Genomic DNA, 25,473 nt, shown 5'->3' with positions numbered 1-25,473 from the left:
ACAAACACGCGAAATTGAAGCTGCACCACAATCACACAATCATGTGACTAGCAAAGACTTGTAGTGGGGCTACGTCCGGGCGTAGCGGACGTAATTGTACACGGAAGGCGCCGTAGTATTGGGGTGCATATAGGCTGGTTGGGTGGTCGAACGGCGGACTTGCGCTACCTCGAATACCAATAGCACCAGCGTCGTGAGTACTAATGCACTAAACAGTAGCTTAAGAAAAAAGGCAGCGGCTTTCATGTTTCGAACGATGAGGAAGTAGAAACAGCAAGGCAAGTATGCCCGGCATCAGAGCGGAAACTAGCGTCGGTGGAAGTGCCCCTGATAAGCCACGGGGCCGCTCCTTACCAGATATAGAGGTTCAATTACACGCAACTCCGCTAGTAGCAGGGAGTGCTTTTGCTGCCGTCGGAAGCGGAGCAGCGAAGCCAGTATGCACCCGGTGGTGAACTGGTTGGTAGTTCACGTTGTGCTTAGCTGGCAGGCCAAGCCAAGTAGCGCATTAGTCAGGTGAAACATATGTAGAGTAACACCTATGGCCTAGCGGGCGGCGGGTATTATGCTTACACGGTAGCCCACCAGAACTTGGGAAGCTAAAGCTACCGTTGGTCACGCTCTGCTAGCCGGTGACGCTGTCGTTGGGCACGGCTCCGGCCGTGAAGCTGAACGTGCCACTGATTTTCGGTGCGGCCTTGTCGTATTGGGTAAGCCATTGCGCAGGGCAACCGTGGCCATGCCCTTAGTGCCAATACTATCTAGCCCTAGTAGCACTGCGTTTTTTAGGTCGGCCGAACTGGCCGTAATGAGAAGCCTAGCAGTGCTCTTGATAATAGCACTCAGGAAGTTGGTGCTGGCATATCTGGAGGTGTTGTACGTCCAAGTGACGCTACCATCGCCAACTGATTGGGCTTCTTTTTTATCGTCGCTGCAAGCACTGACTAGCAGGAAGCTGCTGCAGAATAGCAACACCATGGAACGAGAGAAATATTGAAAAAGGGGCATTAAGAATAGATAATTGGGATGGAAGAGAGTCTGCTGTTAAGGCATCGGGGACGCCACCGCACAAACTGAAACTATACTGGAGCTTGCTAACCGTAGCATCTGTAAAATCACAGCTTGCCAACGGCACAAAAGAAGGGCGTTTGCCACCGCGCGACATTCGCGCAGGTTGCAAATCCATCTGCGCTGGTTGCACCCAATGGGAAACCTGAATTTTGTTCGGGCCAGAGAGCAGAGCTTCATCGGCAACCAGCCACAATGCGTGGCTTGCCGGTGACGGTCGAGCCCTATCTGACTGCCAGGCGCCGGGAACATGTGGTACTACTTGCTATTTGCCTGCCCCTTCCTACCCCTTGTTCACTTCGCTGGGCGCGTACCCAAACAGCTTGCTGAAGCTGGTACTGAAGTGGCCCGGGCTGTTAAAGCCAACTCGATAAGCCACCTCGGCTACGTTCCCCACTTGGCCTTGCAGCAACGCATGAGCCCGTAGCAGACGCGTGTTCCGAATAAAGTCGCTAGGAGCTTGTCCCGTGAGGGCTTTGAGCTTGCGGTGCAGCTGGGTTCGGCTCAAGTTCACTTCCTGGCTGAGTGCTTCCACGCTGAAATCCCCATCATCGAGGTGGCTTTCAACGGCTTGCTCGACACGGCGCAGGAACGCCTGATCGAGAGAAGGCAGCGCAGCCACGGCAGCAGCGTGCTGCTCTAAGGGCGAAAGCATTACGGAGGAGGCCACGACAGTGGAAGGCGCTGGACTCACTGGCTGAAGTGCTTCGTTGCTTGCATCAACGGGCAACGTTGATTGGCCCACGAATCGCGCCTGCAACCGCTGTTGCAACGCCAGCAGATTACGCACCTGCGCCCGTAGCTCACGCGGGTTAAAGGGTTTGGCTACATACGCATCAGCACCGGTTTCCAAGCCCTGCAGTTTGTCGCGCGGGTCGGCACGGGCCGTAAGCAACACTACTGGAATATGGCTGGTGGTGGGGTCGGTTTTTAGTTGTTCGCACACCTGGTAGCCGTCGGGGCCAGACGGCATCATAATATCGGAAAGTACCAAATCCGGCACCACCTCGCGAGCTAAGGCCATACCAACCGTTCCGTCAATTGCCTCCAGCAAGTGGTAGCCGCCCGGCGCCAACGTCTCATAGATGAACTGGCGCATATCTGACTGGTCTTCTATAATCAGAACAACGGCAACTTCTGCCCTCGGCTCTTCGCCCGTTGCCGGAGCCCTAACTGAGTCGGTAGTCCTCGCAGCGGCTGGCAAATGCGCTTCTTGAGTTAGAACTGTAGCAGCCGGCGACGTGTCGATGTCATTGGCTGGCGCTAGCTTTCTTGGGGCCTCATTCGCAACGGCGGCTTCTTTGAGTTCAGCAGTTGCTACTACCGGCTCGTTTGGTGGTTCTTTCCCTGGTGTTACTGCTGCTTGCCGTGGCAGCCACACACTGAATACTGCTCCTTGCCCTGGTTCACTTGCCACGGTTACGGTGCCGCCGTGCAGTTCTGTTAGTTCTTTTACCAGCGCCAAGCCCAAGCCCGTACCAGTTCGCGCACCACCGGTATCAGGGCCGGGGCTTGATAAAACCGCTCGAATAGGCGAGGCTGATGTTCAAGACTGATACCCAGGCCAGTGTCGCAAACGTCGAAGCGCACCGCGCCAAACGGCGCTGCTGCGCTGCTCAGTTCTTCTTTAATGGCCAGCGCAACTTCTCCACCGGCGGGGGTGAAGCGCAGCGCGTTGGCCAGCAGGTTGGTGAGTATTTCTTCCAGCTTTTCAGGGTCGAAAACGAGTGGCACCGGCGCAGCAGGAGCCTGTAGGCGCAACGTTACGTGTTGGCTATCAGCCAGCGAGGCAAAGGACGCCAGCAGCCGACGACCAAATAGAGCAGCGTCACCGGGCACAGCATTCAGGTGCAAGGCGCCGGCTTCCAGCTTACTTAAATCCAGCAACTGATTGATGAGTTGCAGCAATTTGCGGGCGTGGCGCACTATCAAGCTGCCTTGCTGACGCACCTGAATTGAATTGGTGGGTGGGTCGTCGGCTAGCAACTCGGCCGGACCGAGGATGAGGGTGAGCGGCGTCCGAAACTCGTGGCTGATGTTGGCAAAGAAATCGGATTTCATTCGATCCAAGACTTGCAGATGCTCTAGGGCTTGTCGTTCCAGTTGCCGGTCGGCTCGTTCCCGCTCCCGCTGCTGCGTCACCCGGCGCACGCCATAGAGTAATGCTCCAAATACGCCTGCATACAGCAGATAGGCCCACCACCGGCCCCACCACGGCGGCTCAATAGTCACTTGGAAGCTGGTTGGTCGCGTGTTCCACACGCCGTCGTTGTTGGCCGCCCGCATTTGGAAATCGTACTCGCCGGGCGGCAGGTTGGTATACGTAACGGATGTGGTGGACACCGGGTCAGACCAGCGGGTGTCGGAGCCCAGCAGCCGGTACTGATAACGCACCTTGGCCGGGTTGGTCAAGCTTACGCCTACATAGTCGAAAGTGAGGTGATTGAGGTGGTGCGGCAGCACTAGGCCCGAGCGGACGGTGGTGTCCTTCAGGAAAATACGCAGCCGGGTTAGGTAACTGCCCGGTGCCCGCGAGTTGAACTGCGCACCGGCCGGGTCGTAGTGCATCAACCCGTTGATGGTGCCTATCCAGAGTTGATTGCCGTGGGCCAGTACCACGGCGTTCTGGTTGGTTTCCTGCCCCGCAAAGCCTTCAAGCAACCCATAACTCATGGCCCGCCCCGTGCGCGGATCAAAACAGTCGAGCCCTAAATTGGTACCCAGCCACACCCGGCCGGCGCTGTCGCACTGCACGAAGTACGGGTTATTGGACTGCAGCCCCACTTCGAGGCCGTACCCGCGCATAGTGCGCCCGTCGTAGCGCAGCAGCCCGCTTCCAATGCTGCCCAACCACAAGTTGCCGCGTTGGTCTTCGCTGATAGAGCCAATACTAAGCCGCTTCGGCTGCCCTGGCACCCGCAAAAACCGATCGTGGTCGGTATTGACGCGCACCAGCCCAATGTCGTCGGTGCCGAGCCACAACGTGCCGCGCTGGTCCCGGAAGACCTTCCACAAGCTGTAAGTACCAAGGCCGCCATGGTGCGCATCGAAGGTGCGAAAGCTGCCGGTAGCAGGGTCGAATACAGTGGCGCCCGCCTCACGGGTAGCCAGCCACACCCGGCCGCGGGCGTCTTCGGCAATACTGTATACGCGCTGCCCCGCCAAGCCTGGCACGTCATCGAAATACGTCCAACGCTTAGTGGCGGGATTGTAACGGGCAGCGCCGCCTCCGCGCGTGCCAAGCCAGATTTGGCCGCGCCGGTCCTGGAACAGGCAGCGCACATATTGCCCGAGCGCGCCGGGCCGCAACGGCACAGGCTCAAACAACGGTCCGTTGCTAGTACCCGGTCGAAACCGCACAATGCCAAGCCGGGTCCCAATCCAGTACTCGCGCGCGTTTACTGCCAAAATAGCCAGCACTTGGTTATCGGGCAGGCCGTCTTGGGGCGTGTATTGCGTGAAACGCTCGTCGGCGAGGTGCTGGGTTAGGCCGTTGTCGTGCACAATCCACACGTTGCCTTCCCGGTCTTCCAGCAAGTCGTGGGCCTGGTCGCTGACTGGGTAGTTGCGCCCCCAAAACAAGTAAATCGACTACCCCTAACGGCCCGACTTAGTCCGCTGGACGTGGCAGCCCATACCCGCCCTCGCCGGTCCTGAATTACCCGCAGTACCTGATCATCACATAGCCCATCCTTTCTACCAAAGCGCTGTATCCGCCACAAAGGCCCCGCCAATTTGCTTGCCCGCAGCAGCCCAGTGTTAGTGGCGCACCAAAGCAGCGTGTCATTTACTTTGAAAAAATTGTTCACGCCGGCTTGCTGCAATTCCACTGGCAGCGCAGCCTGAGCAGCCGCTACCACGGGTTGCTGACTTTGAGGATTCTGACTCAATACGACCAAGCCCTTGGCAGTAGCTACCCACACTTGCCCATCTGGGCCAGCTCCCACGTAGTTCACTGAATCAGAAGGCAGACCGTTCTTTGTAGTGTATCTAGTTGCAACCGTATCGGCAGGACTGCATTCGAGGCGGAGCAGCCCATTACCGGCCGTAGCTACCCACACAATACCACCGCCCGCCGGATACACATGCCGCACGGGCCCCACGGTTCCTAGGCCGCGCGCTCGGCAGCGGCGGAGTTGGCCGTTCTGCAAGCTCGATATCCCACCGTATTCGTGGCCCAGCCACAAGGTGCCATCGGTGGCCGCGGCCACGGCCGTTACGTGATTGTCTGATAAGCCCTGCCGCACGTCGAGGGTGCGAAACTGCTGGCCGTCAAACGAGCAGACGCCTCCTTGGGTGCCAGCCCACAAACGTCCTTTCTCGTCTTGGCAGATAGCGTAGACTACAGTTTGGGGCAAGCCGTCGGCAATGGTATAGGAACGCGAAGCCAAGTTTTGCGCCCCAACCCAACGCATCTCTCCCCTAGCCCCACCAGACCGATAACCAGACAACGGAGGATAAACGCGTAACGGTGAGGCATGAGATAGAGACAGTAGCTGAAGAACAGGCTATTGCCTTATCTTCTCAGCTTCGCTATTCAGTTGATACCGAAGCCAGTATCATCAACACATACATAATAGTAGCATCAGAAGGCTTCCCACAGCCTTCGTAATCAACGGCATTACAGCAATATACAAATTCCATAATATCCTAGCGTCTCTGCTGCCTTTAGGAGCAAGCAAATTCAGCGACGCAGCACTAGCTTGTGGTAGCTTTCCACGGAAACACTTGCCGAGAGTGGACAGCAAACAGCCGCCGTTGGCCTTCCAAACCCCGGCTTTTCGGGGTATCTTTGTGGCTAGTCGTATGGAAAATTTCGTCGTTTCGGCCCGTAAATACCGTCCAGCCACGTTTAGAAGCGTGGTAGGACAACAGCACGTTACCACCACGTTGCAAAACGCCATTTCCAGCCAGCATCTGGCGCAGGCGTTTCTGTTTTGCGGCCCACGGGGGGTGGGCAAAACCACGTGTGCCCGCATTCTAGCCAAAACCATCAACTGCGAGTTCGTAGAAGAACACGTGCGCAAAGGCCGCGCCGTATCGGAGCTACTCCAGGCCCAGCCCGACATCGTACCCGACGCGCTACAACAAGCCACTGACCCCGACAATACGCCCTTTGAATTAGAGGCCTGCGGCAAATGCTCGTCGTGCCGCGCCTTCCAGGAAAACGCCTCGTTCAACGTACACGAGTTAGACGCCGCCTCCAATAACTCGGTGGAAGATATTCGCAGCCTGGTCGAGCAGGTACGCTACGCTCCGCAGCAAGGCCGCTTCAAGGTGTATATCATCGACGAGGTGCACATGCTCTCGAATGCTGCTTTCAACGCCTTTCTGAAGACGCTGGAAGAGCCGCCAGGCTACGCCATCTTCATTCTGGCGACCACCGAGCGGCACAAGATTATCCCGACCATCCTTTCGCGCTGCCAGATCTTCGATTTCAACCGCATTCGGGTTGACGATATTCGGAGTCATCTGCGCTACGTAGCCACCCAGGAGCATATTCAGGCCGAAGACGACGCCTTGCACCTGCTGGCCCAAAAAGCCGATGGTGGTTTGCGCGATGCCCTGAGCATGTTCGACCAGATGGTGACGTTCTCGGGCCACGACCTGACCTACAAGGACGTGGTGCAGAACCTGCACATTCTGGACTACGAGTACTATTTCCGGCTGGTCGATGCGTTGCTCAGCGAAAACCTATCGGCTACGCTGCTGCTGCTCGATGAAGTGATGCAGAACGGTTTCGACCTTCACAATTTTGTGGTCGGAGCGGCCGAGCATTTGCGCGGCCTACTGGTGTGCAAAGACCCCGTGACCGTGCAGTTGCTGGAAGTATCCGACAACCTGCGCAACCGTTACGTGCAGCAGGCGCAAGCGGCTCCCCTGTCGTTCTTACTCTCGGCCCTGAACTTGGTGAGCCTCTGCGACCGGGAGTTCAAGCAAGCGAAAAACCAGCGCTTGCACGTAGAGCTGACGTTGATGAAGCTGGCTTATCTGAACGGCGCCGTACAGTTTGCCCGCGATCTTGGGGCCGGCCCAGCCGCATCGAGCAACGGCAGCACCAAATCTTCGTCAGACAACGGCGAGGCGAAAAAAAAAAGTAGCGTAGCTGCCGCTGATGCTCCTACACCCGTGGCAGCCGCGCCGGTAGCGTCAAATGGCCAACTTGTTGCGGAGGGCACCGCTGAAGCGGCAGTTTCCTACAACTCGTCAAATAGCGCGGCACGCGCCAAGGACACAGTTGCGCCAGCCGCTCCGGCAGTTGCCGCTTCACTTCTAGCTACTCCTCATTCTGCACCTGCCGATCCGGAGCCTATAGTACCCATCGAAAGCGGCGTGGAAGAACTGCACGACACGCCTAGCATTGAAGACGAAACGGCCACCGAGGTACCCGCCACTTCCCGGCTGCGCGACACAGTGCCACATGTTGAGATTGGCAAACCCAGCATAGCTGGTCATGAACCGGGGCAGATGCCCGTAACGGCCGCCCCGCTGCCCCCCGGCCTGGTATGCCGCTCATGGGAAAACCTCTGGGACTAACCAGCAAGCTGCCGGGGCTTGGTAGCTTGAAGGATATGAAGGCCCAACTTTTACAGGCCGACACCCAAAAAGCAGTGGTTGATACCGAGCCCACAGGTCCTGTCACGGGTTTGCAACCCATCGATGATGCCTTGCTGCAACGCGTGTGGAGTGAGCTGAAAGAGGAAAGGAAGGCGCACAGCATGACCGAGTACAGCGTACTGAACCGAACTATTGCGGCCGACGAGCAACACGTCATTCGCTTGCGAGTTGACAACCCAGTACAGGAAGATCAATTCAACGAGTTTCGGGCCGGCTTTTTGGGCGAATTGCGCCGCCGCACCGGCTATCCACGCCTCAACGTGCAAGTGGAAGTAGCCGAGCAACAGAATACCGGTCGTAAGCTTTACACTTCTAGCGACAAGCTGGAATACCTGAAGGAGAAGTTTCCAATGCTAGTCGAGATGCAGCAGCGCTTAGGGCTGGACGCCGACTTTTAACTAGTTGCTGGAAGCCAACTTTGCAGGTTGCATTCTGCTTCTCTCCTTCAATCTAACAGGCTCGTTTTCCTCCACACCGAAGGAGAGAAACGAGCCTGCTAGCTTTAAAAGCTACCTCAACTAGAGTCACGACCACGCTGCTTAAGAAGCTCCTGCAATCTATTTCAACTCGGAGCAATCTGTTGTTCACATACATAAAATTTCGCACTTCGAAGCCGTGGCGGGTGGTTTAGGGCTGGATGAGGCTTTTTATTCCAGGATAGGCCGCCTATCTTTGATTCCTTTATTTCTCCGCCCTGCTTACTGCCCGCGCCAGCTGACCTGTGAAAAAACCCTTTCTGCTTCTGATTCCAGCCCTGGCGACCTTCGGTCTTACGCAATGCCAAACAAGTAAGCCCACCGCTACAGCAGCCGCCACGGCACCAGCTACCGCCCCGGCTCCGGCACAGCAGAAAGAGTATAAGTACCAGACTGTGGAGGGCGACCCGCTCAAGGCGCGCATCTATACCCTCGACAACGGCCTCACTGTTTATCTCTCCGATTACGACGATGCGCCGCGCATCCAAACGTATCTGGCGGTGCGCGCCGGCTCCAAGAATGACCCTGCTACGGCCACTGGCCTCGCGCACTACTTGGAGCACATGGTGTTCAAGGGCACTTCGAAGCTAGGAAGTCAGAATTGGACTGCTGAAAAGCCTGAGCTCGACAAGATTGAAGCGCTGTACGAGCAGTACCGCAGTCAGCGCAACGACCCTGCTGCCCGCAAGCGCACCTACCACCAAATCGATTCGATATCGAGTGTAGCGGCCAAGTACGCTGTAGCCAATGAGTACGACAAGGTAATGGGCGCTATCGGAGCCAAAGGCTCCAACGCTTACACGTCGGTGGAGCAGACAGTGTATCAGGAAGATATTCCGAGCAACCAGATCGAGAAGTGGGCCGCTATCCAGAGCGAACGACTCGGCGAGATGGTGCCGCGCTTGTTTCACACAGAGCTAGAGGCAGTATACGAAGAGAAAAACAGCGGCCTCGACAACGACTTTTTAAAGGAATACGAAGCTCTAAATCGTAGTCTTTATCAGAAGCACCAGTACGGAACCCAAACCACCATTGGCACCATCGAGCACCTGCAAAATCCGTCTATTACGGAGATTAAGCGGTATTTCGAGAAGTACTACGTGCCCAACAACGTGGCCTTGTGCTTGAGCGGCGACCTGGACTACGACCAGACCATTCGCATCATCGACCAATACTTTGGCAAGCTGCCAAACAAGCCCGTAGCGGCTTTCACGCCCGCGCAAGAAGCACCGCTCACGGCGCCGCTGGTGAAAGAAGTAATTGGGCCCGATGCAGAAAATGTGATGCTTGGCTTCCGTTTTCCCGGCACTACCTCACGGGAGGCGCTGGTGCTGCGCATGGTCGACAAAATACTGAGCAACGGCCAAGCTGGTCTTATTGACCTCAATCTGAACCAGAAGCAGACAGTACTGCAAGCCGCCTCATTTACGGACATCAACAACGACTATTCCTCACACATTCTGTATGCTACGCCGCGTCAGGGCAGAAGCTGGAGCAAGTGCGCGACCTGCTGCTCGCGCAGCTAGACAAAGTGAAGAAAGGCGACTTTCCGGAATGGCTGATTCCGGCCATCGTCAACAACGAGAAGTTGCAGCGCACCAAGAGCTACGAAAGCAACGAGGCCCGCGCCGGTGCCTTTGTAGCGGCGTTTGTGGCCCGCCAAGACTGGAAAGACTACCTCAAGCAGGTCGACGACTTCGCTACTATCAGCAAAGAAGAAGTGATGCGCGTGGCCAACCAGTACTACGGTCTCGGTTACGCCGTGGTATATAAGCGCACTGGCAAAGATCCAAACACGGTGAAAGTGGTAAAACCTGCTATTACGCCGGTGCCCGTGAACCGCGAAGTAGCTTCTGATTTCTACAAGCAGGTGACAAGCCTTGCCTCGCCGGAATTGCAACCCGTGTTCCTCGATTATAAAAAGGACATTCAGGAAACCAAGCTGGCGTCGGGCATCCCGGTATTCTATACCCGCAACACCGAAAACAACCTTTTCAATCTGTACTATGTGCTCGACCTGGGCACGAATAATGACCCTAAGCTTGGCCTCGCCGCCGACTACCTGCAGTACCTTGGCACAGGCAAGTATAACGCAGCGCAGCTGCAACAGGAATTCTATAAGCTCGGCTGCTCCTTCGCCGTGAGTAGCGGTCAAGACCGAATTTTCGTTAGTCTTAGTGGCCTCGACAGCAACATGGAGCCCGCGTTGCAGCTTTTCGAAGCTTTGCTTGCGGCTCCCACTCCGGATGCGGCGGCTCTCAAGAACATGGTGGCTGGCGTGCTGAAGTCGCGCCAGGATGCCAAGCTCAACAAGCAAGTGATTCTGAGCCAAGCGATGGTCAACTTCGCCAAGTACGGCCCCAAGAATCCTTTTACCAGCCAGCTCAGCGAGAAAGAACTGAAGGCTTTGAAACCAGAACAACTGACCGCCCTTATTCAAAAGATCCCGACGTATGAGCATCGGGTACTGTATTATGGGCCACGCCATATGCTCTCAGGCCACGCCAACTTTGCTGGTATGCCTGATGAATCTTTGCGTGGTGTACAAGGAGTCCTAAGTAAACTGCACAAGACGCCCGTCAAGCTCACCCCGGTACCCGCCAACAAGGACTTCGCCGAGCAACCCATGAACTCGCGCAAAGTGTATTGGGTGGGCTACAACACGGTCCAGGCGGAAATCCTGTTCTTGTCGAAAGGACCAGTATACGATAAGTCGATTGTACCGACGACCAGCCTCTACAACGAGTACTTTGGCGGTAGCATGGGCAGCATCGTGTTTCAGGAGTTGCGCGAGTCGAAAGCGCTGGCGTATTCGGCTTCTTCGCGCTTCGCTAACGCCGACAAGGCGGGCCGTAGCAGCTATAACCTAAGCTACATCGGTACGCAGTCCGACAAGTTGCCGGAGGCCATGGCGGGCATGAATTCCTTGCTCAACGATATGCCAGTAGCCGAAGCCAACTTGCAAATCGCGAAAAATGCCATCCGTAACAGCATTGCAACGGAGCGTATTACCAAGTCGGACATCCTGTTCAGCTACGAGCGGGCCAAGCGTCTAGGCCTTGACTATGACCTGCGCCGCGACGTGTACGAGCAAACGCCGAACATGAGCTTCGCCGACTTGCAGAAGTTTCAGCAAGCGCGGGTGAAAGGCCAGAACCAGACCATTCTGGTAATTGGCTCCAAAGACCGTCTCAATTTCAAGGAGCTAGCGAAATATGGCCAGCTCCAGCAACTCACGCTGAAAGAAATTTTCGGCTATTGAGGCCGCCCCTAGTCTTGCTTTTCAGTGAATAAAAGAAAGCAAGGCTTTGCAGAACTATCAACTACCCAAAACACCAATAACCGTCAACTAACAACTGACAATTTCCCCAATGGCAGAACAGAAAATCACCATCAAAAACGGTAAGCTGAATGTACCCGACCAGCCAACCATCCCTTTTATCGAAGGCGACGGTACGGGTCCGGACATCTGGGCGGCCTCTGTGCGAGTATTTGACGCGGCTGTAGAAAAAGCTTACGGTGGTTCGCGGAAGCTGGTGTGGAAAGAAGTATTGGCCGGTGAGAAATCTTTCAAGCAAACCAACAACTGGCTGCCTAATGAAACCCTTGACGCTTTCCGTGAATACTTGGTAGGCATCAAAGGTCCTCTGACTACCCCCGTAGGTGGCGGTATCCGCTCTCTGAACGTAGCCCTGCGCCAAGAACTCGACCTCTACGCCTGCGTACGCCCCGTACGGTGGTTCGAGGGTGTTCCTTCGCCAGTAAAGCAGCCCAACTTAACTGATATGGTGATCTTCCGCGAGAACACGGAGGATATTTATGCTGGCATCGAGTACATGAACGGCACGCCGCAGGCGCAGAAGATGCTGGAATTCCTGCAGGACGAGATGGGCGTGAAGAAAATCCGCTTCCCCGAAACGTCTTCGTTCGGCATCAAGCCCGTTTCGAAAGAGGGTACGGAGCGTTTGGTGCGCGCGGCTATCCTTTATGCTATTGAGCACAAAAAGCCTTCGGTAACCATCGTGCACAAAGGCAACATCATGAAGTTCACGGAAGGCGCCTTCAAAACGTGGGGCTACGAGTTAGCCGAGCGCGAGTTTGGCGACAAAGTATATACGTGGAGCCAGTACGACCGGGTACTTGCCAAGCAGGGCCAAGAAGTGGCTGATGCACAGCAGAAAGCAGCGCTAGACGGCGGCAAGATCCTGATCAAAGACAGCATTGCAGATGCGTTCCTGCAACAAATCCTGCTCCGCCCCGCCGAGTACTCGGTTGTAGCTACCCTAAACCTGAACGGCGACTATATCTCCGATGCGCTAGCTGCCATTGTAGGCGGTATTGGTATCGCACCCGGTGCCAATATCAACTACATAACCGGCCACGCCATTTTCGAAGCTACCCACGGCACCGCGCCCAAGTACGCCGGCCAGGACAAAGTAAACCCCGGTTCGGTTATCCTTTCCGGTGCCATGATGCTCGAGCACATGGGCTGGCAAGAAGCCGCCGACCTCATCTACAAAGGTCTAGAAGCCGCTATTGCCTCAAAGCGCGTTACCTATGACTTCGAGCGTCTAATGGAAGGAGCTACTCTTCTGAAATGCAGCGAGTTCGGTGACGAAATCATCAAGGATATGTAGCAGCTTGGCAGCAGCTACTTTATCAACGGAAACCCCGCGTTAGCTACTAGGCTGGCGCGGGGTTTTTGTTGAGTGCCCCCGCCGGTCTAACATTATTGTTGCGAAGTACTTCTCGCCTTAACTACTTGCTCTATGAAACCGATTTTACTATTAGCAACATGGCAGCTTTTCTCGCTTAACACAATGGCTCAGACCACAGTGATAGTCAATCCGGACGGAACACATTCAGTGGTGCACCAGAACGGCGACACGGCTGTCCTTGTTAATTCGGATGGTACTCACTCCACTATTGCCAATACAAAGAGCGACGTTAGTGTTATGGTCAACTCAGATGGCACTCACTCTGTCATTCATAATACAAAAGGCAATCTGGCAGTGATGGTCAATGCAGATGGTACGCACACTGTGCTTTATCAAAAATGGCAATACAGTCACGGCAATTACCCCTAACCGGATGCACACTGTTCAACAGCTAGCGCCTGCAGATACCGCCCGTGCTACTTTGCTTTTTCGGCTGTTTCAGAAGCGTAAAAAGTAACTGTTTAGCCGAGCGGAAACGAGGGCTACTTGCTAAATGCTTGGCTATCTACTAGTCGGAAAACTGCAAGTGAGTACGCTAGACTTTAGCTCTCTCGCGTAATCTGATGCTGGCATAATTACTTGGTTTTAGTTCCTCTTTGCACTGGTATTTTTCTACTTTTCTATTTTCCGGGGTTGACAAGTAAAATTTATGCCCTACATTTGTGCCATTCCAACGCATACGGCGCGGGATTCATTTTGTAGAATGATGAAACTGGCAGACATGCCCTCCTCTCTCGGGGTGGTGATTCGGGAAAAACTGGTCCGGCGGCCGGCTAACTACACCGTGGAGGTTCGAATCCTTCTTCTACAGCACCATCAGAAGACCGATCTAAACAAAGAGCTTTTCAGAAGCTTTTGCTTGGATCGGTCTTTTTGCGTTCAACCACTTTCTACGCCAACGCAACTAATACCAAGCGCTGTTTTTTCTTCGCTACAAGCGCTTGCCACTCACTGAGGCGCGTAGCGGAAAGTAAGGGTTACCCTGGAGCAGCGACTCGTATAAAGAAGTGAAGATACCGTTCCGCGGCTCGCTACATCCGTCAACCTTCTGTTCACCACACAAGCCCAAATATGAAAAAAGTATTGTTCCTCGTGCTGGCTGCGGCCTCGTTTACTTTTGCTTCGTGTGGCGGTGGCACTCAAGAAGGTGCTGGTGCTAGCAGCGCAGAGGCCACTGGCTCAGAAGCCGGTATCGATTCAACCCGGAATAAAGCTTCGATTCCGGATGGCAACACCAACCCCGAAAGTGCAGGTGCTACCACTGCTCCTACTACCTCGGAAGGCACCACAACCGCTGGTGCCTCCACTACTGGTCAGTAATAAGAGTATCTGAAATTCTCCTGCCTAGTTCTAGTTTCCGAGCTTTCCATAAAACACAAGCGCCCTTCAGATCTGAAGGGCGCTTGTGTTTTCACAGCATACTACGAAACGCAGGTTATGTATTCAGGATTTCGCCGCCGTTGGGGTGCAAGGCTTGGCCGGTGATGTACGTGGCATCATCGGACGCCAAGAACACGTAGCAAGGGCCTACTTCGGAAGGCTGGCCGGGGCGCTTCATGGTAGTATCCTTACCGAAAGAAGCCACTTTGTCGGGTGGGAAGCTGGCCGGAATGAGCGGGGTCCAGATGGGGCCAGGAGCTACGCTGTTGACGCGGATTTTCTTTTCAGCGAGTTGCTGCGCCATTGAGCGGGTGAAGGCTGTAATGGCCCCTTTAGTGGACGTGTAATCCACGAGTTGCTGATTGCCGCGGTAAGCGTTGATCGACGATGTATTAATAATGGAATCGCCTTCCTTGAGGTGAGTTAATGCTGCGCGGGTTACGCGTACAAACGAAAAGAAATTTACTTGGAAGGTATCTTCAAACTGCTGGTCAGATAGTTCCGTTAGGTCGGTGCTCACAAACTGCTCGGCAGCATTGTTGATTAAGATATTTAACCCACCTAACTCCTGTACCACCTGATCGACGATAGACTGACAGAATTGCGGATCGCGCAGGTCACCGGGTAACGTAAGGCACCGACGGCCTTCTTGTTCTACTAGCTGCCGAGTTTCGTAGGCATCTTGTTCTTCTGTGGGGAGGTATACAAAAGCCACATCGGCTCCTTCACGGGCAAAGTGTACTGCTATTGAGCGCCCGATGCCGGAGTCGCCACCGGTGATAAGCGCAACTTTACCTTGTAGTTTGTCGCTGCCTTTGTAGCCAGGGCGGATATACTCGGGCCGCGGGGTCATTTCTTGCTCAATGCCGGGTTGCTGGTCTTGCGCTTGGGGTGGCAACGTGGTTGGTTTCGTTTCCATAGTGTTGAGGTTGGTATAAAGTGCGTGCCCTGTACCAACGTCTTGCAAGAAATGGGGTTATAGTCGAGTTGCTCGGTCTCAGCTTATAGTAGCCCGGCCCGCACCACACGCGCCGTCACGAGCAGTTGGCCCACATGGCGGGTGGTGTGTTCGGCCGCATGTACCAACAGGCCGATAACGGTGCTCGGCAGCTTTGCGCGGCCTACGGGCCGGAACTCGGGTAGGGCGGCCTCGGGCACAGTGGGCAGATAGGCCAGCATGTGGTCTATAGTTTCTCCGAAGTGCTGCACCAGGGCGGTCGTACTACCGGGCGTGGTGGGTACGTTGTTTTCGGCGGCGAGATAAGCTAATTGGGCTTCGGATAGTGACTGGTGACGGGCATAGGATTGCATCCGGTCGAGGACGCCGGCTAGATGGTGCAGATGAAAGCCGACGGAGGCCACGCCCGCAGGCCGAACGGTCAGGAGCGAATCGGGGAAGTCGTGGAGGGCAGTTTCCACTTCTTGGCGGGCCTGCAGCAGTGCGTGGGCAATAGGTTGCAGCAAAGGCGGCACCTCGGGTAGCGGACCGCGTAACCAGAATTCCGGTTGTGGTGTAGGAGAGGTTGTCATGAATGCGTAACCAGGACAAAGTGGGCTTGTTGGTGAAAAGGGTCGTCAAGCATGTTGGCTTTCGGGACCGATTATTTAAAATTCAGTGAAATTGATTTCTAATCTTTCATTTGTAGCTGTTCTGCTATGGCTCTTGATTTAATAACGGACGCTGTTATTTCAACCGTATCGTTGCCGGCGATACCGCAGACTGCCAAGGTGCAAGATCCTGGCATTCCTGATTCGCAAACTGTAACCGGACTAGAAGTGCGCCTGTCGCGGGTGTTGGTTAAGAACAACCGCACGGCCAAGGTGTGGCCTTTTCCGGGTTTTGCCGACGTGTACTTGCTGCTTGTCGTCTTCGACAATTTGAATCCGGAACCCCAAACGATTACGCTTTCCGGCTTTGCCCGCATCGACGATGATGAGGACTTGCCGGTCGATAAAACTGCTTACTACTGGAAGCAAACGACGCCCGAAGGCCCCGTGCCCTCGCAAATACACGTGTTGCTGTCGGTGTTGAAAAGCAAGCAAGGGTTGCGTGATACCGCCGCCGTAATGGAGCAAGCCCGCAACTCAGACGACTACCGAAACGTGGTAACGGAAGTCGCACGTGTAATTGCTGATGCCCCCGTGCGCGCCGCCGAACTGTTGCTGCAACTTGGCGGCGTAGTAGGTAGTTTGCTAAGTGACGTGGAAGACAAACCACTTTTCACGCAGGTTATCAGTTTCACCGATATCAACGGCGACTTCGACAGCCTAGGCAAAACGCCGGTGGTGAAAATGAACGACTACGTGCAAACCACGCTCACGCTGATTGTGCGCGACCCGGCGCGGGAGCCGTCAGTGTAGATGATTGATATAGCGCGAATCCTTTGTCTGGTGTACCGTCGAAACAACAGAGCTACGCTGCAGCTTAAACGACGTTCAACGATACCCGAAACAAAGGCTTTGTGCTATACTTACACTACTTTCCTTGCATAAAAGGCAAAGGTCTAGTGAGGTAGACCTTATCTTTGGACTTATGTTGCAAGTATCACAGCGCGGCCAGAACATTCCGGCTTCTCCGTTTCGTAAAATGACACCCTTCGCCGACGCTGCCAAGCGACGCGGTCTGACGGTGCACCACCTCAACATCGGCCAGCCCGATATTGAAACGCCTCCGGCGATAATGGCGGCGGTGCAGCAGGTAGATATTCGAGTGCTGGAGTACTCGCCGAGCGCGGGCCATCTGAGCTACCGCTTAAAGCTGGCGGACTATTATCAGCGGGCGAATATCAACGTTACGGCTGAGGATATACTGATAACAACTGGTGGTAGCGAGGCTATTCTGTTTGCGTTGATGTGCTGCCTCAACCCCGGCGACGAGCTAATAGTACCGGAGCCGTTCTATGGCAACTACACGGCTTTTGCCGTGGCAGCAGGCATCACGCTGATACCCGTCACGTCGCACATCGAAGATGGTTTTGCGCTGCCTCCGCTTGCTGATTTCGAGCAGGTGATTACGCCGCGCACGCGCGCCATCATGATCTGTAACCCCAACAACCCAACCGGCTATGTGTACAGCCGCGAGGAACTGATGGGCGTGCTGGAGCTGTGCCGTAAGCATCACCTGTTCCTGCTCTCCGACGAAGCCTACCGGGAATTTTGCTACGATGCTCCCTACATCAGCGCCTTGCACTTGCCCAACGCCGACGAGCATGTGGTGCTGCTGGACACTATTTCCAAGCGCTACAGTGCCTGCGGTGCTCGTATTGGGGCCTTCGTAACCAAAAACAAAGACCTGCAAGAAGCGGCTCTCCGCTTTGCCCAAATGCGAGTGAGCCCGCCGGGCCTCGCGCAATTGCTTGGCGAAGCCGCCACCGACCTACCCGATTCTTACTTCGACTTAACCAAAGCTGAGTACCAAGCCCGCCGCGACCTACTGGTTGCCCGACTGCGCGCAATGCCCGGGGTGGTATGCCCCATTCCCGGTGGTGCGTTCTACGTGCTGTGTCACCTGCCCGTCGATGATACCGACCGGTTCGCGCAGTGGCTGCTAGAAATATTCGAATACCGAGGCGAAACGCTGATGGTGTCGCCGGCTGCGGGCTTCTATGCCACCCCAACCTTGGGCCACCAGCAGATTCGTTTGGCTTACGTCGTGAATCAGGACACGATAAACCGGGCCATGGATTGCTTGGAGCTAGCTTTGCAACAGTATCCCGGGCGGGTGCAGTTGGAAGCATCCGTTTCGTACACGAGCGAAGCCAGTTCGCCCGCGTAGGTAGCAGATGACTAGCACATTGTTGCCGGCTTGGTTGTTTTGCAGCTAAGTCGGCAACAATGCTTTTATAGCAGTCTGATTCACGTGCTAGGTACTCAGGAGCTTTGCAGTATCTTTTGGGCTGATTCTTGTCTGAAGCAACGCCGATGAGATACTTTGCTCTTTCCTGTTTAGTGGGCACCTTGCTGCTAAGTGCCACGCCCGCCCTGACCCAAACCGCACCCGCCCGGCCGTTGGTACGAGCTCTAACGCTGCGCATAAACGGGCAGGCCATCAAAGCGGATACCATCAGTTCGCGCTTTTTCCTTAGCCAAGACCGTACGCTCACCCTCAACGTCGTGCGGGCCGACGACCCTGATGGCGAAGGCCTCACCATTTTGATTGACCGGTTTCCGCTGAAAACAGGCACGTACAGCTTTCAGGAGATTTTGAGTGGCCGCAACCGGGATGCTTCTTACCGCTTCGGCAGCACCGCTGCTTACTCGAAATCGTGCCCTGACAATCCGGGTTCGGTTACCATCACGGCTATCAATGCCGAGCGGCACTGGCTGGCGGGCTCTTTCCGATGCACCGTCTGCGAGTCAGGTCGCGGTGGTAAGCGCCTAACCATGGAGGGCACCTTCCGGTATCCGGTGGAGAGTAACTAGGCAAAGCTTGTTACTTCGAGGCGAGAAGAATCTGGATACGATTGGTACTAGATTCCTCTTACCTCGGATTGTTGGAAGGACAGGCGTAGTTTAGGGTTCTCGAAGAACTTTCCTTACTAGTCTTGTTTCATGCCCCTCCCCTACTTTCTTCGTCACCTAACTGTGGCAACTTCGTTGCTGCTGAGCGGCGCTTCTACTGCTCTCGCTCAGACTACCGTGCCTGCTTCCAACCGTTTCGTAACCGACAGCCTCGATAGTTACATCCGGCGCGGCATGCGCCAGTGGCAGGTTCCAGGGCTGGCCTTGGTAGTAGTGAAAGACGGCAAAGTAGTGGTCCAGAAAGGCTACGGCGTGCGCGAAGTAGGCAAGCCCGAACCCGTGGACGCCAATACGCTGTTCATGATTGCCTCCAATACCAAGCTCTTCACGGGCACGGCACTCGCCAAGCTTGACGGGGAAAAGAAGCTCAACCTCGACGAAAAAGTTACTAAATACCTGCCCGAGTTCCGGCTCTACGACTCGGTAGCTTCGCAAATGGTAACGGTGCGCGACCTTATGAGCCACCATTTTGGGTTCAAGACGTTTCAGGGCGACTTTTCGTTTTTCAAATCCAATATCGAGCGGCCGGAAATTGTGCGGCGCATGCGCCTGATGAAACCCGGCGGCCAGTTTCGGCGCGACTACGGCTACAGCAACTCTGGTTTTGTAGCGGCGGGTGAGGTGGTACCGGCCGCTACCGGTGGCACAACTTGGGAAGCCTACGTGCAGCAAAATTTGTTGCAGCCGCTTGGCATGACGTCTACGTTCGCCGCCTCGGCTGGCTTTGCCCAACGGCCCAACATTGCTCTTGCTTACTCCAACACCTTCGGGCCACTGGCAAAAGTGCCGTTTGATAATTGGGACAACATGGCGCCCGCGGCCAACATGGTATCCAACGTAACGGACCTAGCGAAGTGGCTGCGCTTTCAGCTCGACAGTGGCCGCTACGAAGGCAAGCAGGTAGTGCCGTGGGCAGCGCTACGCAAAACCCGCGAGGCCAACACCATTATCAGCAGCCGCAAATCCCCGATCTATCCAATGCACTTCATCACGTACGGCTTGGGGCTGGAAGCCGCCGACTACAACGGCCAGCAGATATTCTGGCACACCGGTGGGGCCTCGGGCAGGTTAGCAATGTGTGCTTTGTGCCGGAAGCCGGGCTAGGCATTGCCATCCTCACCAACAACGACAACCAAAGCTTTTTCGAAATGCTGCGCTACCAGTTGCTCGACAGCTACCTCGGCGTGCCCTACCTTGACCGAAGCACCCAAGCCTTGAGGCGCAAGCGCCAGTACGAAGCCACGCAAGTAGACCCCACCAAGGCGTTGGCTGAGCGGGTCAGCAAAAAGAACAAACCAACATTGCCGCTTAGCGCTTACACCGGCAAGTTCGAGAACAAACTATTCGGACAGATAACTATCAGCCAGAAGGGCAAGCAGCTACTAGTCCAATTTCCGACCCATCCCGGCCTCACCGCCACCCTCGACTACATGGACGACCAAGAGTTTCGCACCACTTATTCCGACCTAGTTTTTGGCGTGATGCCGGCCAAGTTTGAGGTAGAAGGAGGCAAAGTGACGAACGTAGAATTACGCGTGAACGACTACGTGGAATACGACCCGTACGTGTTCGGCAAACTGTAAAAACTTCAAACAAAAAAGGCCATCCTGCTGAGCAGGACGGCCTTTTTTGTTTGGATTTAGCTCGGCTTTACAGCGTTGCCAAGTCAATCACGAAGCGGTATTTCACGTCGGACTTTATCATCCGCTCGTAAGCTTCGTTGATGTAATCCATGCGGATAACTTCCACGTCGGACATAACGTTGTGCTCGGCGCAGAAGTCCAGCATTTCCTGCGTTTCCTTGATGCCACCTATTAGCGAGCCGGCAATGCGGCGGCGCTTGGCAATCAGGTTGAAGGCGTGCAGCTGCGGCGCTTCTGGTGGTACACCAAGCAGCACCATGGTACCGTCGCGGCGCAGGCTACCCACATAGGGCGTTAGGTCCATGGCGGCCGATACGGTGTTAATAATGAGGTCGAAGTAGTTGACTACCGACTTCATGGCCTCTTGATCTTTGGTCACCACGAATTTGTGAGCACCGAGGGCTTTGGCATCAGCCTCTTTGTTAGCGGACGTGCTAAGCACAGTTACTTCGCAGCCCATAGCGGCGGCAAACTTCACGGCCATATGGCCCAAGCCGCCGAGACCCATTACGGCTACCCGGTCGCCTTCTTTGGCGTTCCACTGACGCAGCGGCGACCAAGTGGTGATGCCAGCGCACAGCAGTGGAGCAACGCGGGCTAGATCTAGTTTCTCAGACACGCGCAACACGAATTTCTCGGTCACGACGATGTTGTTGGAATAGCCGCCGTAGGTAGGTGAACCGTCTTTTTCGCGGGCATTGTAGGTGCCGATGAAGCCGTTGTCGCAGTACTGCTCGAGGCCGTCGTTGCACTCGGGGCAGTGCTGGCAGGAATCAACCATACAGCCAACACCGGCTAGGTCGCCGGCTTTGAAGTTCTTGACGTGGGCGCCTACTTCCGTTACGCGGCCCACAATTTCGTGGCCGGGTACCATAGGGAAGATGGAGCCACCCCACTCGTCGCGCACTTGGTGCACATCGGAGTGGCAAACGCCGCAGAACAGGATTTCGATGCGCACATCGTGCGGACCTACGTCGCGGCGCTCGAACTGGAAGGGCGTGAGTGGTTCATGAACTGCCGCAGCAGCATAACCTTTTGCTTCTATCATCGGTGAAGTTGGTTTTGGAAAAATAGGCGGAACGAGTGCGTTTAACCCTTTTTGTGGGGGAAGGTTTTGCCAAGCGCGGAATAAGGGTGGCAGCCTCCACTTTTGCTTTCTATACGTGTATTACTTGTCGTTGTATATTTCTTTTTCTAACGACCTCCCTATCAACTCGCTCATGACTCCGCAAACTGCTGCCACCCCGCCCGTTACCGGGCTGAAACGTAATTCGCTCGGTTTACGCCTCTGGCACTGGACGAATACCTTGGTCGTGACTGGCTTGCTGATTACGATTTTGTTTTTGTATGTGATTGTGAAAATGAAAACCGTAGGGCCCGAATTTCAGAAGGTGCTGGCTGCGGAGGGCGTCACGTTCAGCAAGCAGCAGGTGCGCGGTCTTACCCGCATTGTGAGTCATCGCATTTGGGACTGGCACATTGGGTTGGGTGTGGCTCTTTCGGTGTTGCTGGTGCTGCGGATAGCATTGGAATTCACGCAGAACGGTGCCCAACGCTTCGGCGCGAAACTACGGCAGGCTCGATTTCTTTTCCGCCAAGGCGGCATCGATTTGCAGGACAACCGCCATTCGCTGTTGGTGAAGTACTCGTACGTGCTCTTCTACCTGATGCTCGTGGTGATGGTCGTGACAGGCCTTGTCCTGATTTATGCCGATGACGTGGAGTTTCTGCACCGCCTGGAGCACACCGTCAAGGAAGTCCACAATTTCACCATGTACCTTGTGTTGGCTTTCACGGCCTTCCATATTGTGGGGGTGGTGTACGCCGAACTCACCAAAAACCGCGGCATTGTGTCAGACATGATACACGGCGGAGGCCCGGCCGGAGAGTAAGGCCACTCGGGCAGTATAGCGAATGTGCTACTACGTGGCCTTGTCTAATTGTTGCTGCGCTTGCTCGTGAGAAGACGTAGACTCGACGGGCGTGGTGTTGCTTTCGCTCGGTGTGCTCCAGCCTTGTTGCAGCATTTCTTCCACTTGCGCTTTCAGCCGCTGCATCGACTGCCGGGAAAAGCGCTTTTGCAGCATCCGGCCAAAGAGCTTGAAACCGAGCCAGTAGAAAGGGTTGCGGATACGGCCGGTTTGGGAAAGTGCGTGAATGCGGAAAACGACGCGGCCGGTAGTCAAGCTTTTGTGAACGGTGAAGATGATTTCGCCGCGTTCAAAATGCCCTTCGAGCGTGCGGTAGTTGTAACCCCACACCTGTTCCTCGCCGCCTTCGGGCAGCGGCCGGCGCTCATCGGTGACGCCGCCCACCCGCACGCCAAACCAAAACGAAAACCCCAAAAACATTCCGCGCAGCACCATCACGCGCTGCTCCAGGGCTGGTCGGGCACAAAGATGCCGGTGATAAGGTTAGGCGGCGGGAAGGTGTAGTTGCGCAGCACTTCCCGGGCCGCCGCCCACGAACCTTGCGCAGCAGGCGGGCCAGGTGCTTCGGGCGGCAGCTCGGTTTCGTAGTCGTCCACGTTCCAGCCGGTTTCGCGGGTGTACTCGTGGGTGCGGTTGAGGTCGAAGTTGTAGCCCGCTTTTTCGTAGGCTTTGAGTCGGGCTTTCTGGCGCTCGTCTAGGGGCTGTGCTTTAGGCATCGTGGATAACCTCGGTTTCCGATTCGCTTTGCTTCACTGTTTCTACGTGTACGGGGCCTAGTTGGAGGCCGCCGCTGTAGGAGGCCACGCGCTGGCAAAACGTTTCCCACGTTTGCTGCTGCACCTTTTTGCCCAAACCCAACGTGTCGTAGGTGAAGGCTACTAGTCCATCACGCGAACGGGCCCACGAGTGAATTTCAAACCGCAGGGTGTGCGGCAGCGAAGCGTGCGGACCCAACGAAAACCGAATGCGCCCTGCTTCGGGGTGGTTTTCCAACGTCACCAGCTCGAAATAATCGAAGTCTAGCTCCGTCACGCGCACATCGCCATTCCAGGGGCCTAGGATCTTGATGCGGTACTCATCGTTTACTTCCAGGCAGTGCGACGCTCCCTTCGATTTCTTGAAGTCAGCCAACAAATCAGGCGAAAAGTCGGGCAGGTTGCACTGGATATGCTGCATGAGTTCGGCAGCCGACTGGCGCGGCTGCTGCACATCAACCCAATAGCGCCGCTCGAAATGTGCACCACTGCCGGTGTGCGCAGGTTGTTCGGATTTAGACATAACTCACAGATCAGTTTTGGATTACTGAGCACTTATACGTGTTAGCCCCGATAGTAGCAAAAAAGCAACAAGCTTCATTGGGAAAGCACGACGTTCTAACTGCATTTCTGTAGTGCAGCAACCACTCGGGCTTTGGACTATAGCTTCGGGTTCGTAACCCCCTGCGCCCAACCTCAAGCCTAGCTTGGCAGTACACACTACCACCCACTCATCACCTGTCTGCTGCTCATGGCTTACTACCGCCCGCCTGGCCCACCCGCCGATCCTATCATAGTGCGCGACCTAACACGCCTGCAAGACGAGATGCGCACCCGCGTCCGGCAGGAGGCACTGGCCCGCGAGCCGCAGTTCATCGCCGGCTGCGATTCATCGTTTCCCACGCCCGAAACCATCTTGTCGGTGTTCGTGCTGTTGCGTTTTCCTTCGCTGGAATTAGTGGAAAAGGTGTGGAGCGTGGGCCCGGTGGAAGTGCCTTACATCCCGGGCTTGCTCTCCTTCCGGGAAGCACCCAATGTGCTCCGAACCTACGAAAAGCTCCAGCAAAAGCCCGATGTGATTATGGTGGACGGTCATGGCATTGCGCACCCGCGCCGCATGGGTATTGCCGCCCACTTGGGCGTACTACTCGATATGCCCACTTTCGGGGTGGCCAAACAGAAGCTGACGGGCACGTTCCAGGAGCCGGCTCTAACTAAGGGCAGCATTTCAGCGCTAACCGATCGGAACGGAGAACTGCTCGGCGAAGTCATTCGCTCGAAAGATAAAGTGCAGCCCCTATTCGTCAGCCCTGGCCACCGCTGCGACCAAGCCACGGCTACTCGCCTCACGCTGGCGTGCCTGCGCGGCTACAAGCTGCCCGAACCTACCCGCCTAGCCGACCATTGGGCCGAAGAATTCAAGAAAGAACTGAAGTAGCACACAACGTACTATTGCAAAGCCGCTCGCAACGCGTCTAAAGATTCACTAGCTGCTGCTGGCAACCCAAGCAATTGCGCCACGGCAGCATACACTACTCGCGGATGACTCGCCTCGGCAACGATTCCGCGTTGCTGCCCCGCCTGCGTGGATTTAGAGAGCTTCTGTCCCGCAGTGTCCAGCAGTAACCCGTGGTGAAGGAACTGCGTGTTCTGAAAGGATTCTACGCCGGGCAACTGACCGGCTAGCCACAACTGCGCGGCGGTACTAGGCAACAGGTCCAGCCCACGCACAATCAGCGTGACGCCTAACCGTATGTCGTCCACTATCGAGGCGAGTTGGTAGGCGGCCGTGCCATCTTTCTTGCGCACTACAAAGTCGCCGAGGCTCTCGGCCAGCGGCACTGCTAGTTGACCTTGCCACAGATCGGGTACTAGTACCGTTGAATTAACTGGAACGTGGGCGCGCCAAGCAGTTTCGGGCGCACCTGGGGCTAGGGCTTTGGCGCGGCAGGTACCCGGATAATTACTGCTTGATGATAAGGCGGCACGAGCCAAGTCGGTGCGGGAGCAGTTACAGGCGTAGAGTAAATCGGGATGAGCGAAGTAGCCGGCTTGCAGTAGGGTTTCGTAGGTGGCCAGAAAGTGGCGTTGAGAGTAGTGCTGTTCGAAGTCATCGGGGCCGCTGGGGCCATGGTCGTAGTCGAGGCCAAGCCAATCTAGGGTCTGGAAGATGTTGGCGAGGTAAACCGGCCGAAACCGGGCACGGTCTAGGTCATCGATGCGCAGGTGCAGGGTACCACCCGCGCGGCGAGTAAGCAGCCAGGTCAGCGTGAAGTTGACAGCGTTGCCGAGATGCAAAAAGCCGCTGGGCGTAGGCGCCAAGCGCGAAACGACGGGAAGTGATGGAAGCTGCATACGCGTAA

The 25,473-nt window shown here is 55.6% G+C and carries 26 protein-coding genes; 14 read left to right on the top strand and 12 right to left on the bottom strand.

What is annotated here, in order from left to right:
- Positions 1-69: 69 nt before the first annotated feature.
- The 5 genes from MUN86_RS03515 to MUN86_RS03495 form a co-directional block, all read right to left on the bottom strand.
- Positions 70-246: a hypothetical protein gene (locus MUN86_RS03515; RefSeq protein ID WP_245121802.1), complete on the bottom strand. Its 177-nt coding sequence runs from the start codon at positions 244-246 to the stop codon at positions 70-72.
- A gap of 369 nt (positions 247-615) precedes the next feature.
- Positions 616-1,008 carry a hypothetical protein gene (locus tag MUN86_RS03510; RefSeq protein WP_245121799.1) on the bottom strand — a complete coding sequence of 131 codons (393 nt, stop codon included), beginning with the start codon at positions 1,006-1,008 and terminating at the stop codon, positions 616-618.
- A 343-nt stretch (positions 1,009-1,351) separates the two neighbouring features.
- Complete coding sequence (locus MUN86_RS03505) at positions 1,352-2,539, bottom strand: response regulator (protein ID WP_280640585.1); 1,188 nt, start codon at positions 2,537-2,539, stop codon at positions 1,352-1,354.
- On the bottom strand, positions 2,521-4,650 hold the full coding sequence (locus MUN86_RS03500) for a sensor histidine kinase (protein ID WP_280640584.1): 2,130 nt from the start codon (positions 4,648-4,650) through the stop codon (positions 2,521-2,523). Before MUN86_RS03500 ends, MUN86_RS03505 begins: the two co-directional genes overlap by 19 nt.
- Positions 4,554-5,483: a ligand-binding sensor domain-containing protein gene (locus MUN86_RS03495; RefSeq protein WP_245121797.1), complete on the bottom strand. Its 930-nt coding sequence runs from the start codon at positions 5,481-5,483 to the stop codon at positions 4,554-4,556. Before MUN86_RS03495 ends, MUN86_RS03500 begins: the two co-directional genes overlap by 97 nt.
- Positions 5,484-5,874: 391 nt before the next feature.
- On the opposite strand from MUN86_RS03495, the gene dnaX reads away from it, so the two are divergent.
- From dnaX to MUN86_RS03460, 7 genes are all read left to right on the top strand, one after another.
- A complete protein-coding gene (dnaX, locus tag MUN86_RS03490; RefSeq protein ID WP_245125588.1) occupies positions 5,875-7,605 on the top strand; it encodes a DNA polymerase III subunit gamma/tau in 1,731 nt (576 codons plus the stop codon).
- Positions 7,584-8,084 (top strand): DUF8439 domain-containing protein, encoded by a 501-nt coding sequence (locus MUN86_RS03485; protein ID WP_245121795.1) that lies wholly within the window; start codon positions 7,584-7,586, stop codon positions 8,082-8,084. The genes dnaX and MUN86_RS03485 overlap by 22 nt, the downstream gene beginning before the upstream one ends.
- A 323-nt stretch (positions 8,085-8,407) precedes the next feature.
- Positions 8,408-9,688 carry a M16 family metallopeptidase gene (locus MUN86_RS03480; protein ID WP_245121792.1) on the top strand — a complete coding sequence of 427 codons (1,281 nt, stop codon included), beginning with the start codon at positions 8,408-8,410 and terminating at the stop codon, positions 9,686-9,688.
- Positions 9,661-11,424 (top strand): insulinase family protein, encoded by a 1,764-nt coding sequence (locus MUN86_RS03475; RefSeq protein WP_245121790.1) that lies wholly within the window; start codon positions 9,661-9,663, stop codon positions 11,422-11,424. The genes MUN86_RS03480 and MUN86_RS03475 overlap by 28 nt, the downstream gene beginning before the upstream one ends.
- 109 nt (positions 11,425-11,533) lie before the next feature.
- Entirely contained in the window at positions 11,534-12,799 is a 1,266-nt protein-coding gene (gene icd / locus MUN86_RS03470; protein WP_245121787.1) for an NADP-dependent isocitrate dehydrogenase, read from the top strand.
- Positions 12,800-12,931: 132 nt separating this feature from the next.
- On the top strand, positions 12,932-13,249 hold the full coding sequence (locus tag MUN86_RS03465) for a hypothetical protein (RefSeq protein WP_245121784.1): 318 nt from the start codon (positions 12,932-12,934) through the stop codon (positions 13,247-13,249).
- A 702-nt stretch (positions 13,250-13,951) separates the two neighbouring features.
- Positions 13,952-14,200 (top strand): hypothetical protein, encoded by a 249-nt coding sequence (locus MUN86_RS03460; protein WP_245121781.1) that lies wholly within the window; start codon positions 13,952-13,954, stop codon positions 14,198-14,200.
- A gap of 115 nt (positions 14,201-14,315) precedes the next feature.
- On the opposite strand, the gene MUN86_RS03455 is transcribed toward MUN86_RS03460, so the two are convergent.
- Together MUN86_RS03455 and MUN86_RS03450 are read right to left on the bottom strand one after the other, a co-directional pair.
- Positions 14,316-15,179 (bottom strand): SDR family oxidoreductase, encoded by an 864-nt coding sequence (locus tag MUN86_RS03455; RefSeq protein ID WP_245121777.1) that lies wholly within the window; start codon positions 15,177-15,179, stop codon positions 14,316-14,318.
- Positions 15,180-15,262: 83 nt separating this feature from the next.
- On the bottom strand, positions 15,263-15,790 hold the full coding sequence (locus MUN86_RS03450; RefSeq protein WP_245121775.1) for a DinB family protein: 528 nt from the start codon (positions 15,788-15,790) through the stop codon (positions 15,263-15,265).
- Positions 15,791-15,916: 126 nt separating this feature from the next.
- On the opposite strand from MUN86_RS03450, the gene MUN86_RS03445 reads away from it, so the two are divergent.
- The 5 genes from MUN86_RS03445 (at position 15,917) to MUN86_RS03425 (ending at position 20,364) form a co-directional block, all read left to right on the top strand.
- Complete coding sequence (locus MUN86_RS03445) at positions 15,917-16,621, top strand: hypothetical protein (RefSeq protein WP_245121772.1); 705 nt, start codon at positions 15,917-15,919, stop codon at positions 16,619-16,621.
- Between the two features lie 172 nt (positions 16,622-16,793).
- Positions 16,794-18,035 (top strand): pyridoxal phosphate-dependent aminotransferase, encoded by a 1,242-nt coding sequence (locus MUN86_RS03440; RefSeq protein ID WP_245121769.1) that lies wholly within the window; start codon positions 16,794-16,796, stop codon positions 18,033-18,035.
- Positions 18,036-18,181: 146 nt separating this feature from the next.
- On the top strand, positions 18,182-18,682 hold the full coding sequence (locus tag MUN86_RS03435) for a hypothetical protein (RefSeq protein ID WP_245121767.1): 501 nt from the start codon (positions 18,182-18,184) through the stop codon (positions 18,680-18,682).
- Positions 18,683-18,811: 129 nt separating this feature from the next.
- Complete coding sequence (locus tag MUN86_RS03430; protein WP_245121764.1) at positions 18,812-19,885, top strand: serine hydrolase domain-containing protein; 1,074 nt, start codon at positions 18,812-18,814, stop codon at positions 19,883-19,885.
- Positions 19,867-20,364, top strand: a complete 498-nt coding sequence (locus tag MUN86_RS03425) for a DUF3471 domain-containing protein (RefSeq protein ID WP_245121761.1) — start codon at positions 19,867-19,869, stop codon at positions 20,362-20,364. The genes MUN86_RS03430 and MUN86_RS03425 overlap by 19 nt, the downstream gene beginning before the upstream one ends.
- A gap of 67 nt (positions 20,365-20,431) precedes the next feature.
- Here the strand turns inward: MUN86_RS03425 and MUN86_RS03420 are convergent, their stop codons facing one another.
- The gene (locus MUN86_RS03420; RefSeq protein WP_245121758.1) at positions 20,432-21,472 is read right to left on the bottom strand and encodes an NAD(P)-dependent alcohol dehydrogenase; all 1,041 of its coding nucleotides are present in this window, start codon (positions 21,470-21,472) and stop codon (positions 20,432-20,434) included.
- Positions 21,473-21,644: 172 nt separating this feature from the next.
- Between MUN86_RS03420 and MUN86_RS03415 the strand changes: the two genes are divergently transcribed.
- A complete protein-coding gene (locus MUN86_RS03415; RefSeq protein ID WP_245121755.1) occupies positions 21,645-22,316 on the top strand; it encodes a cytochrome b/b6 domain-containing protein in 672 nt (223 codons plus the stop codon).
- A gap of 30 nt (positions 22,317-22,346) precedes the next feature.
- On the opposite strand, the gene MUN86_RS03410 is transcribed toward MUN86_RS03415, so the two are convergent.
- From MUN86_RS03410 to MUN86_RS03400, 3 genes are read right to left on the bottom strand one after another with little or no spacing between them, the layout of a single operon-like run.
- Positions 22,347-22,775 (bottom strand): DUF1990 family protein, encoded by a 429-nt coding sequence (locus tag MUN86_RS03410; RefSeq protein WP_245121753.1) that lies wholly within the window; start codon positions 22,773-22,775, stop codon positions 22,347-22,349.
- A gap of 14 nt (positions 22,776-22,789) precedes the next feature.
- A complete protein-coding gene (locus MUN86_RS03405; protein ID WP_245121750.1) occupies positions 22,790-23,071 on the bottom strand; it encodes a DUF1990 family protein in 282 nt (93 codons plus the stop codon).
- Complete coding sequence (locus MUN86_RS03400) at positions 23,064-23,633, bottom strand: hypothetical protein (protein ID WP_245121747.1); 570 nt, start codon at positions 23,631-23,633, stop codon at positions 23,064-23,066. The genes MUN86_RS03405 and MUN86_RS03400 overlap by 8 nt, the downstream gene beginning before the upstream one ends.
- Before the next feature lie 228 nt (positions 23,634-23,861).
- Between MUN86_RS03400 and nfi the strand changes: the two genes are divergently transcribed.
- The gene (nfi, locus tag MUN86_RS03395; protein WP_245121744.1) at positions 23,862-24,548 is read left to right on the top strand and encodes a deoxyribonuclease V; all 687 of its coding nucleotides are present in this window, start codon (positions 23,862-23,864) and stop codon (positions 24,546-24,548) included.
- Between the two features lie 11 nt (positions 24,549-24,559).
- Here the strand turns inward: nfi and MUN86_RS03390 are convergent, their stop codons facing one another.
- Positions 24,560-25,465 carry a glutamate--tRNA ligase family protein gene (locus MUN86_RS03390; RefSeq protein WP_245121742.1) on the bottom strand — a complete coding sequence of 302 codons (906 nt, stop codon included), beginning with the start codon at positions 25,463-25,465 and terminating at the stop codon, positions 24,560-24,562.
- Positions 25,466-25,473: the final 8 nt, after the last annotated feature.

Source organism: Hymenobacter volaticus, assembly GCF_022921055.1.
In the GTDB taxonomy this organism is placed as follows: Bacteria; Bacteroidota; Bacteroidia; order Cytophagales; family Hymenobacteraceae; genus Hymenobacter; species Hymenobacter volaticus.
Note: the sequence above shows the minus strand (reverse complement) of the source record. Positions and strands in the feature narration are given on the sequence as shown.

Coding starts and splice junctions, on each gene's coding strand:
- MUN86_RS03515 (WP_245121802.1), bottom strand. CDS start 246: ATGAAAGCCGCTGCCTTTTTTCTTAAGCTACTGTTTAGTGCATTAGTA.
- MUN86_RS03510 (WP_245121799.1), bottom strand. CDS start 1,008: ATGCCCCTTTTTCAATATTTCTCTCGTTCCATGGTGTTGCTATTCTGC.
- MUN86_RS03495 (WP_245121797.1), bottom strand. CDS start 5,483: ATGCGTTGGGTTGGGGCGCAAAACTTGGCTTCGCGTTCCTATACCATT.
- dnaX (WP_245125588.1), top strand. CDS start 5,875: ATGGAAAATTTCGTCGTTTCGGCCCGTAAATACCGTCCAGCCACGTTT.
- MUN86_RS03485 (WP_245121795.1), top strand. CDS start 7,584: ATGGGAAAACCTCTGGGACTAACCAGCAAGCTGCCGGGGCTTGGTAGC.
- icd (WP_245121787.1), top strand. CDS start 11,534: ATGGCAGAACAGAAAATCACCATCAAAAACGGTAAGCTGAATGTACCC.
- MUN86_RS03465 (WP_245121784.1), top strand. CDS start 12,932: ATGAAACCGATTTTACTATTAGCAACATGGCAGCTTTTCTCGCTTAAC.
- MUN86_RS03460 (WP_245121781.1), top strand. CDS start 13,952: ATGAAAAAAGTATTGTTCCTCGTGCTGGCTGCGGCCTCGTTTACTTTT.
- MUN86_RS03455 (WP_245121777.1), bottom strand. CDS start 15,179: ATGGAAACGAAACCAACCACGTTGCCACCCCAAGCGCAAGACCAGCAA.
- MUN86_RS03450 (WP_245121775.1), bottom strand. CDS start 15,790: ATGACAACCTCTCCTACACCACAACCGGAATTCTGGTTACGCGGTCCG.
- MUN86_RS03445 (WP_245121772.1), top strand. CDS start 15,917: ATGGCTCTTGATTTAATAACGGACGCTGTTATTTCAACCGTATCGTTG.
- MUN86_RS03440 (WP_245121769.1), top strand. CDS start 16,794: ATGTTGCAAGTATCACAGCGCGGCCAGAACATTCCGGCTTCTCCGTTT.
- MUN86_RS03435 (WP_245121767.1), top strand. CDS start 18,182: ATGAGATACTTTGCTCTTTCCTGTTTAGTGGGCACCTTGCTGCTAAGT.
- MUN86_RS03430 (WP_245121764.1), top strand. CDS start 18,812: ATGCCCCTCCCCTACTTTCTTCGTCACCTAACTGTGGCAACTTCGTTG.
- MUN86_RS03420 (WP_245121758.1), bottom strand. CDS start 21,472: ATGATAGAAGCAAAAGGTTATGCTGCTGCGGCAGTTCATGAACCACTC.
- MUN86_RS03415 (WP_245121755.1), top strand. CDS start 21,645: ATGACTCCGCAAACTGCTGCCACCCCGCCCGTTACCGGGCTGAAACGT.
- MUN86_RS03410 (WP_245121753.1), bottom strand. CDS start 22,775: ATGTTTTTGGGGTTTTCGTTTTGGTTTGGCGTGCGGGTGGGCGGCGTC.
- MUN86_RS03405 (WP_245121750.1), bottom strand. CDS start 23,071: ATGCCTAAAGCACAGCCCCTAGACGAGCGCCAGAAAGCCCGACTCAAA.
- MUN86_RS03400 (WP_245121747.1), bottom strand. CDS start 23,633: ATGTCTAAATCCGAACAACCTGCGCACACCGGCAGTGGTGCACATTTC.
- nfi (WP_245121744.1), top strand. CDS start 23,862: ATGGCTTACTACCGCCCGCCTGGCCCACCCGCCGATCCTATCATAGTG.
- MUN86_RS03390 (WP_245121742.1), bottom strand. CDS start 25,465: ATGCAGCTTCCATCACTTCCCGTCGTTTCGCGCTTGGCGCCTACGCCC.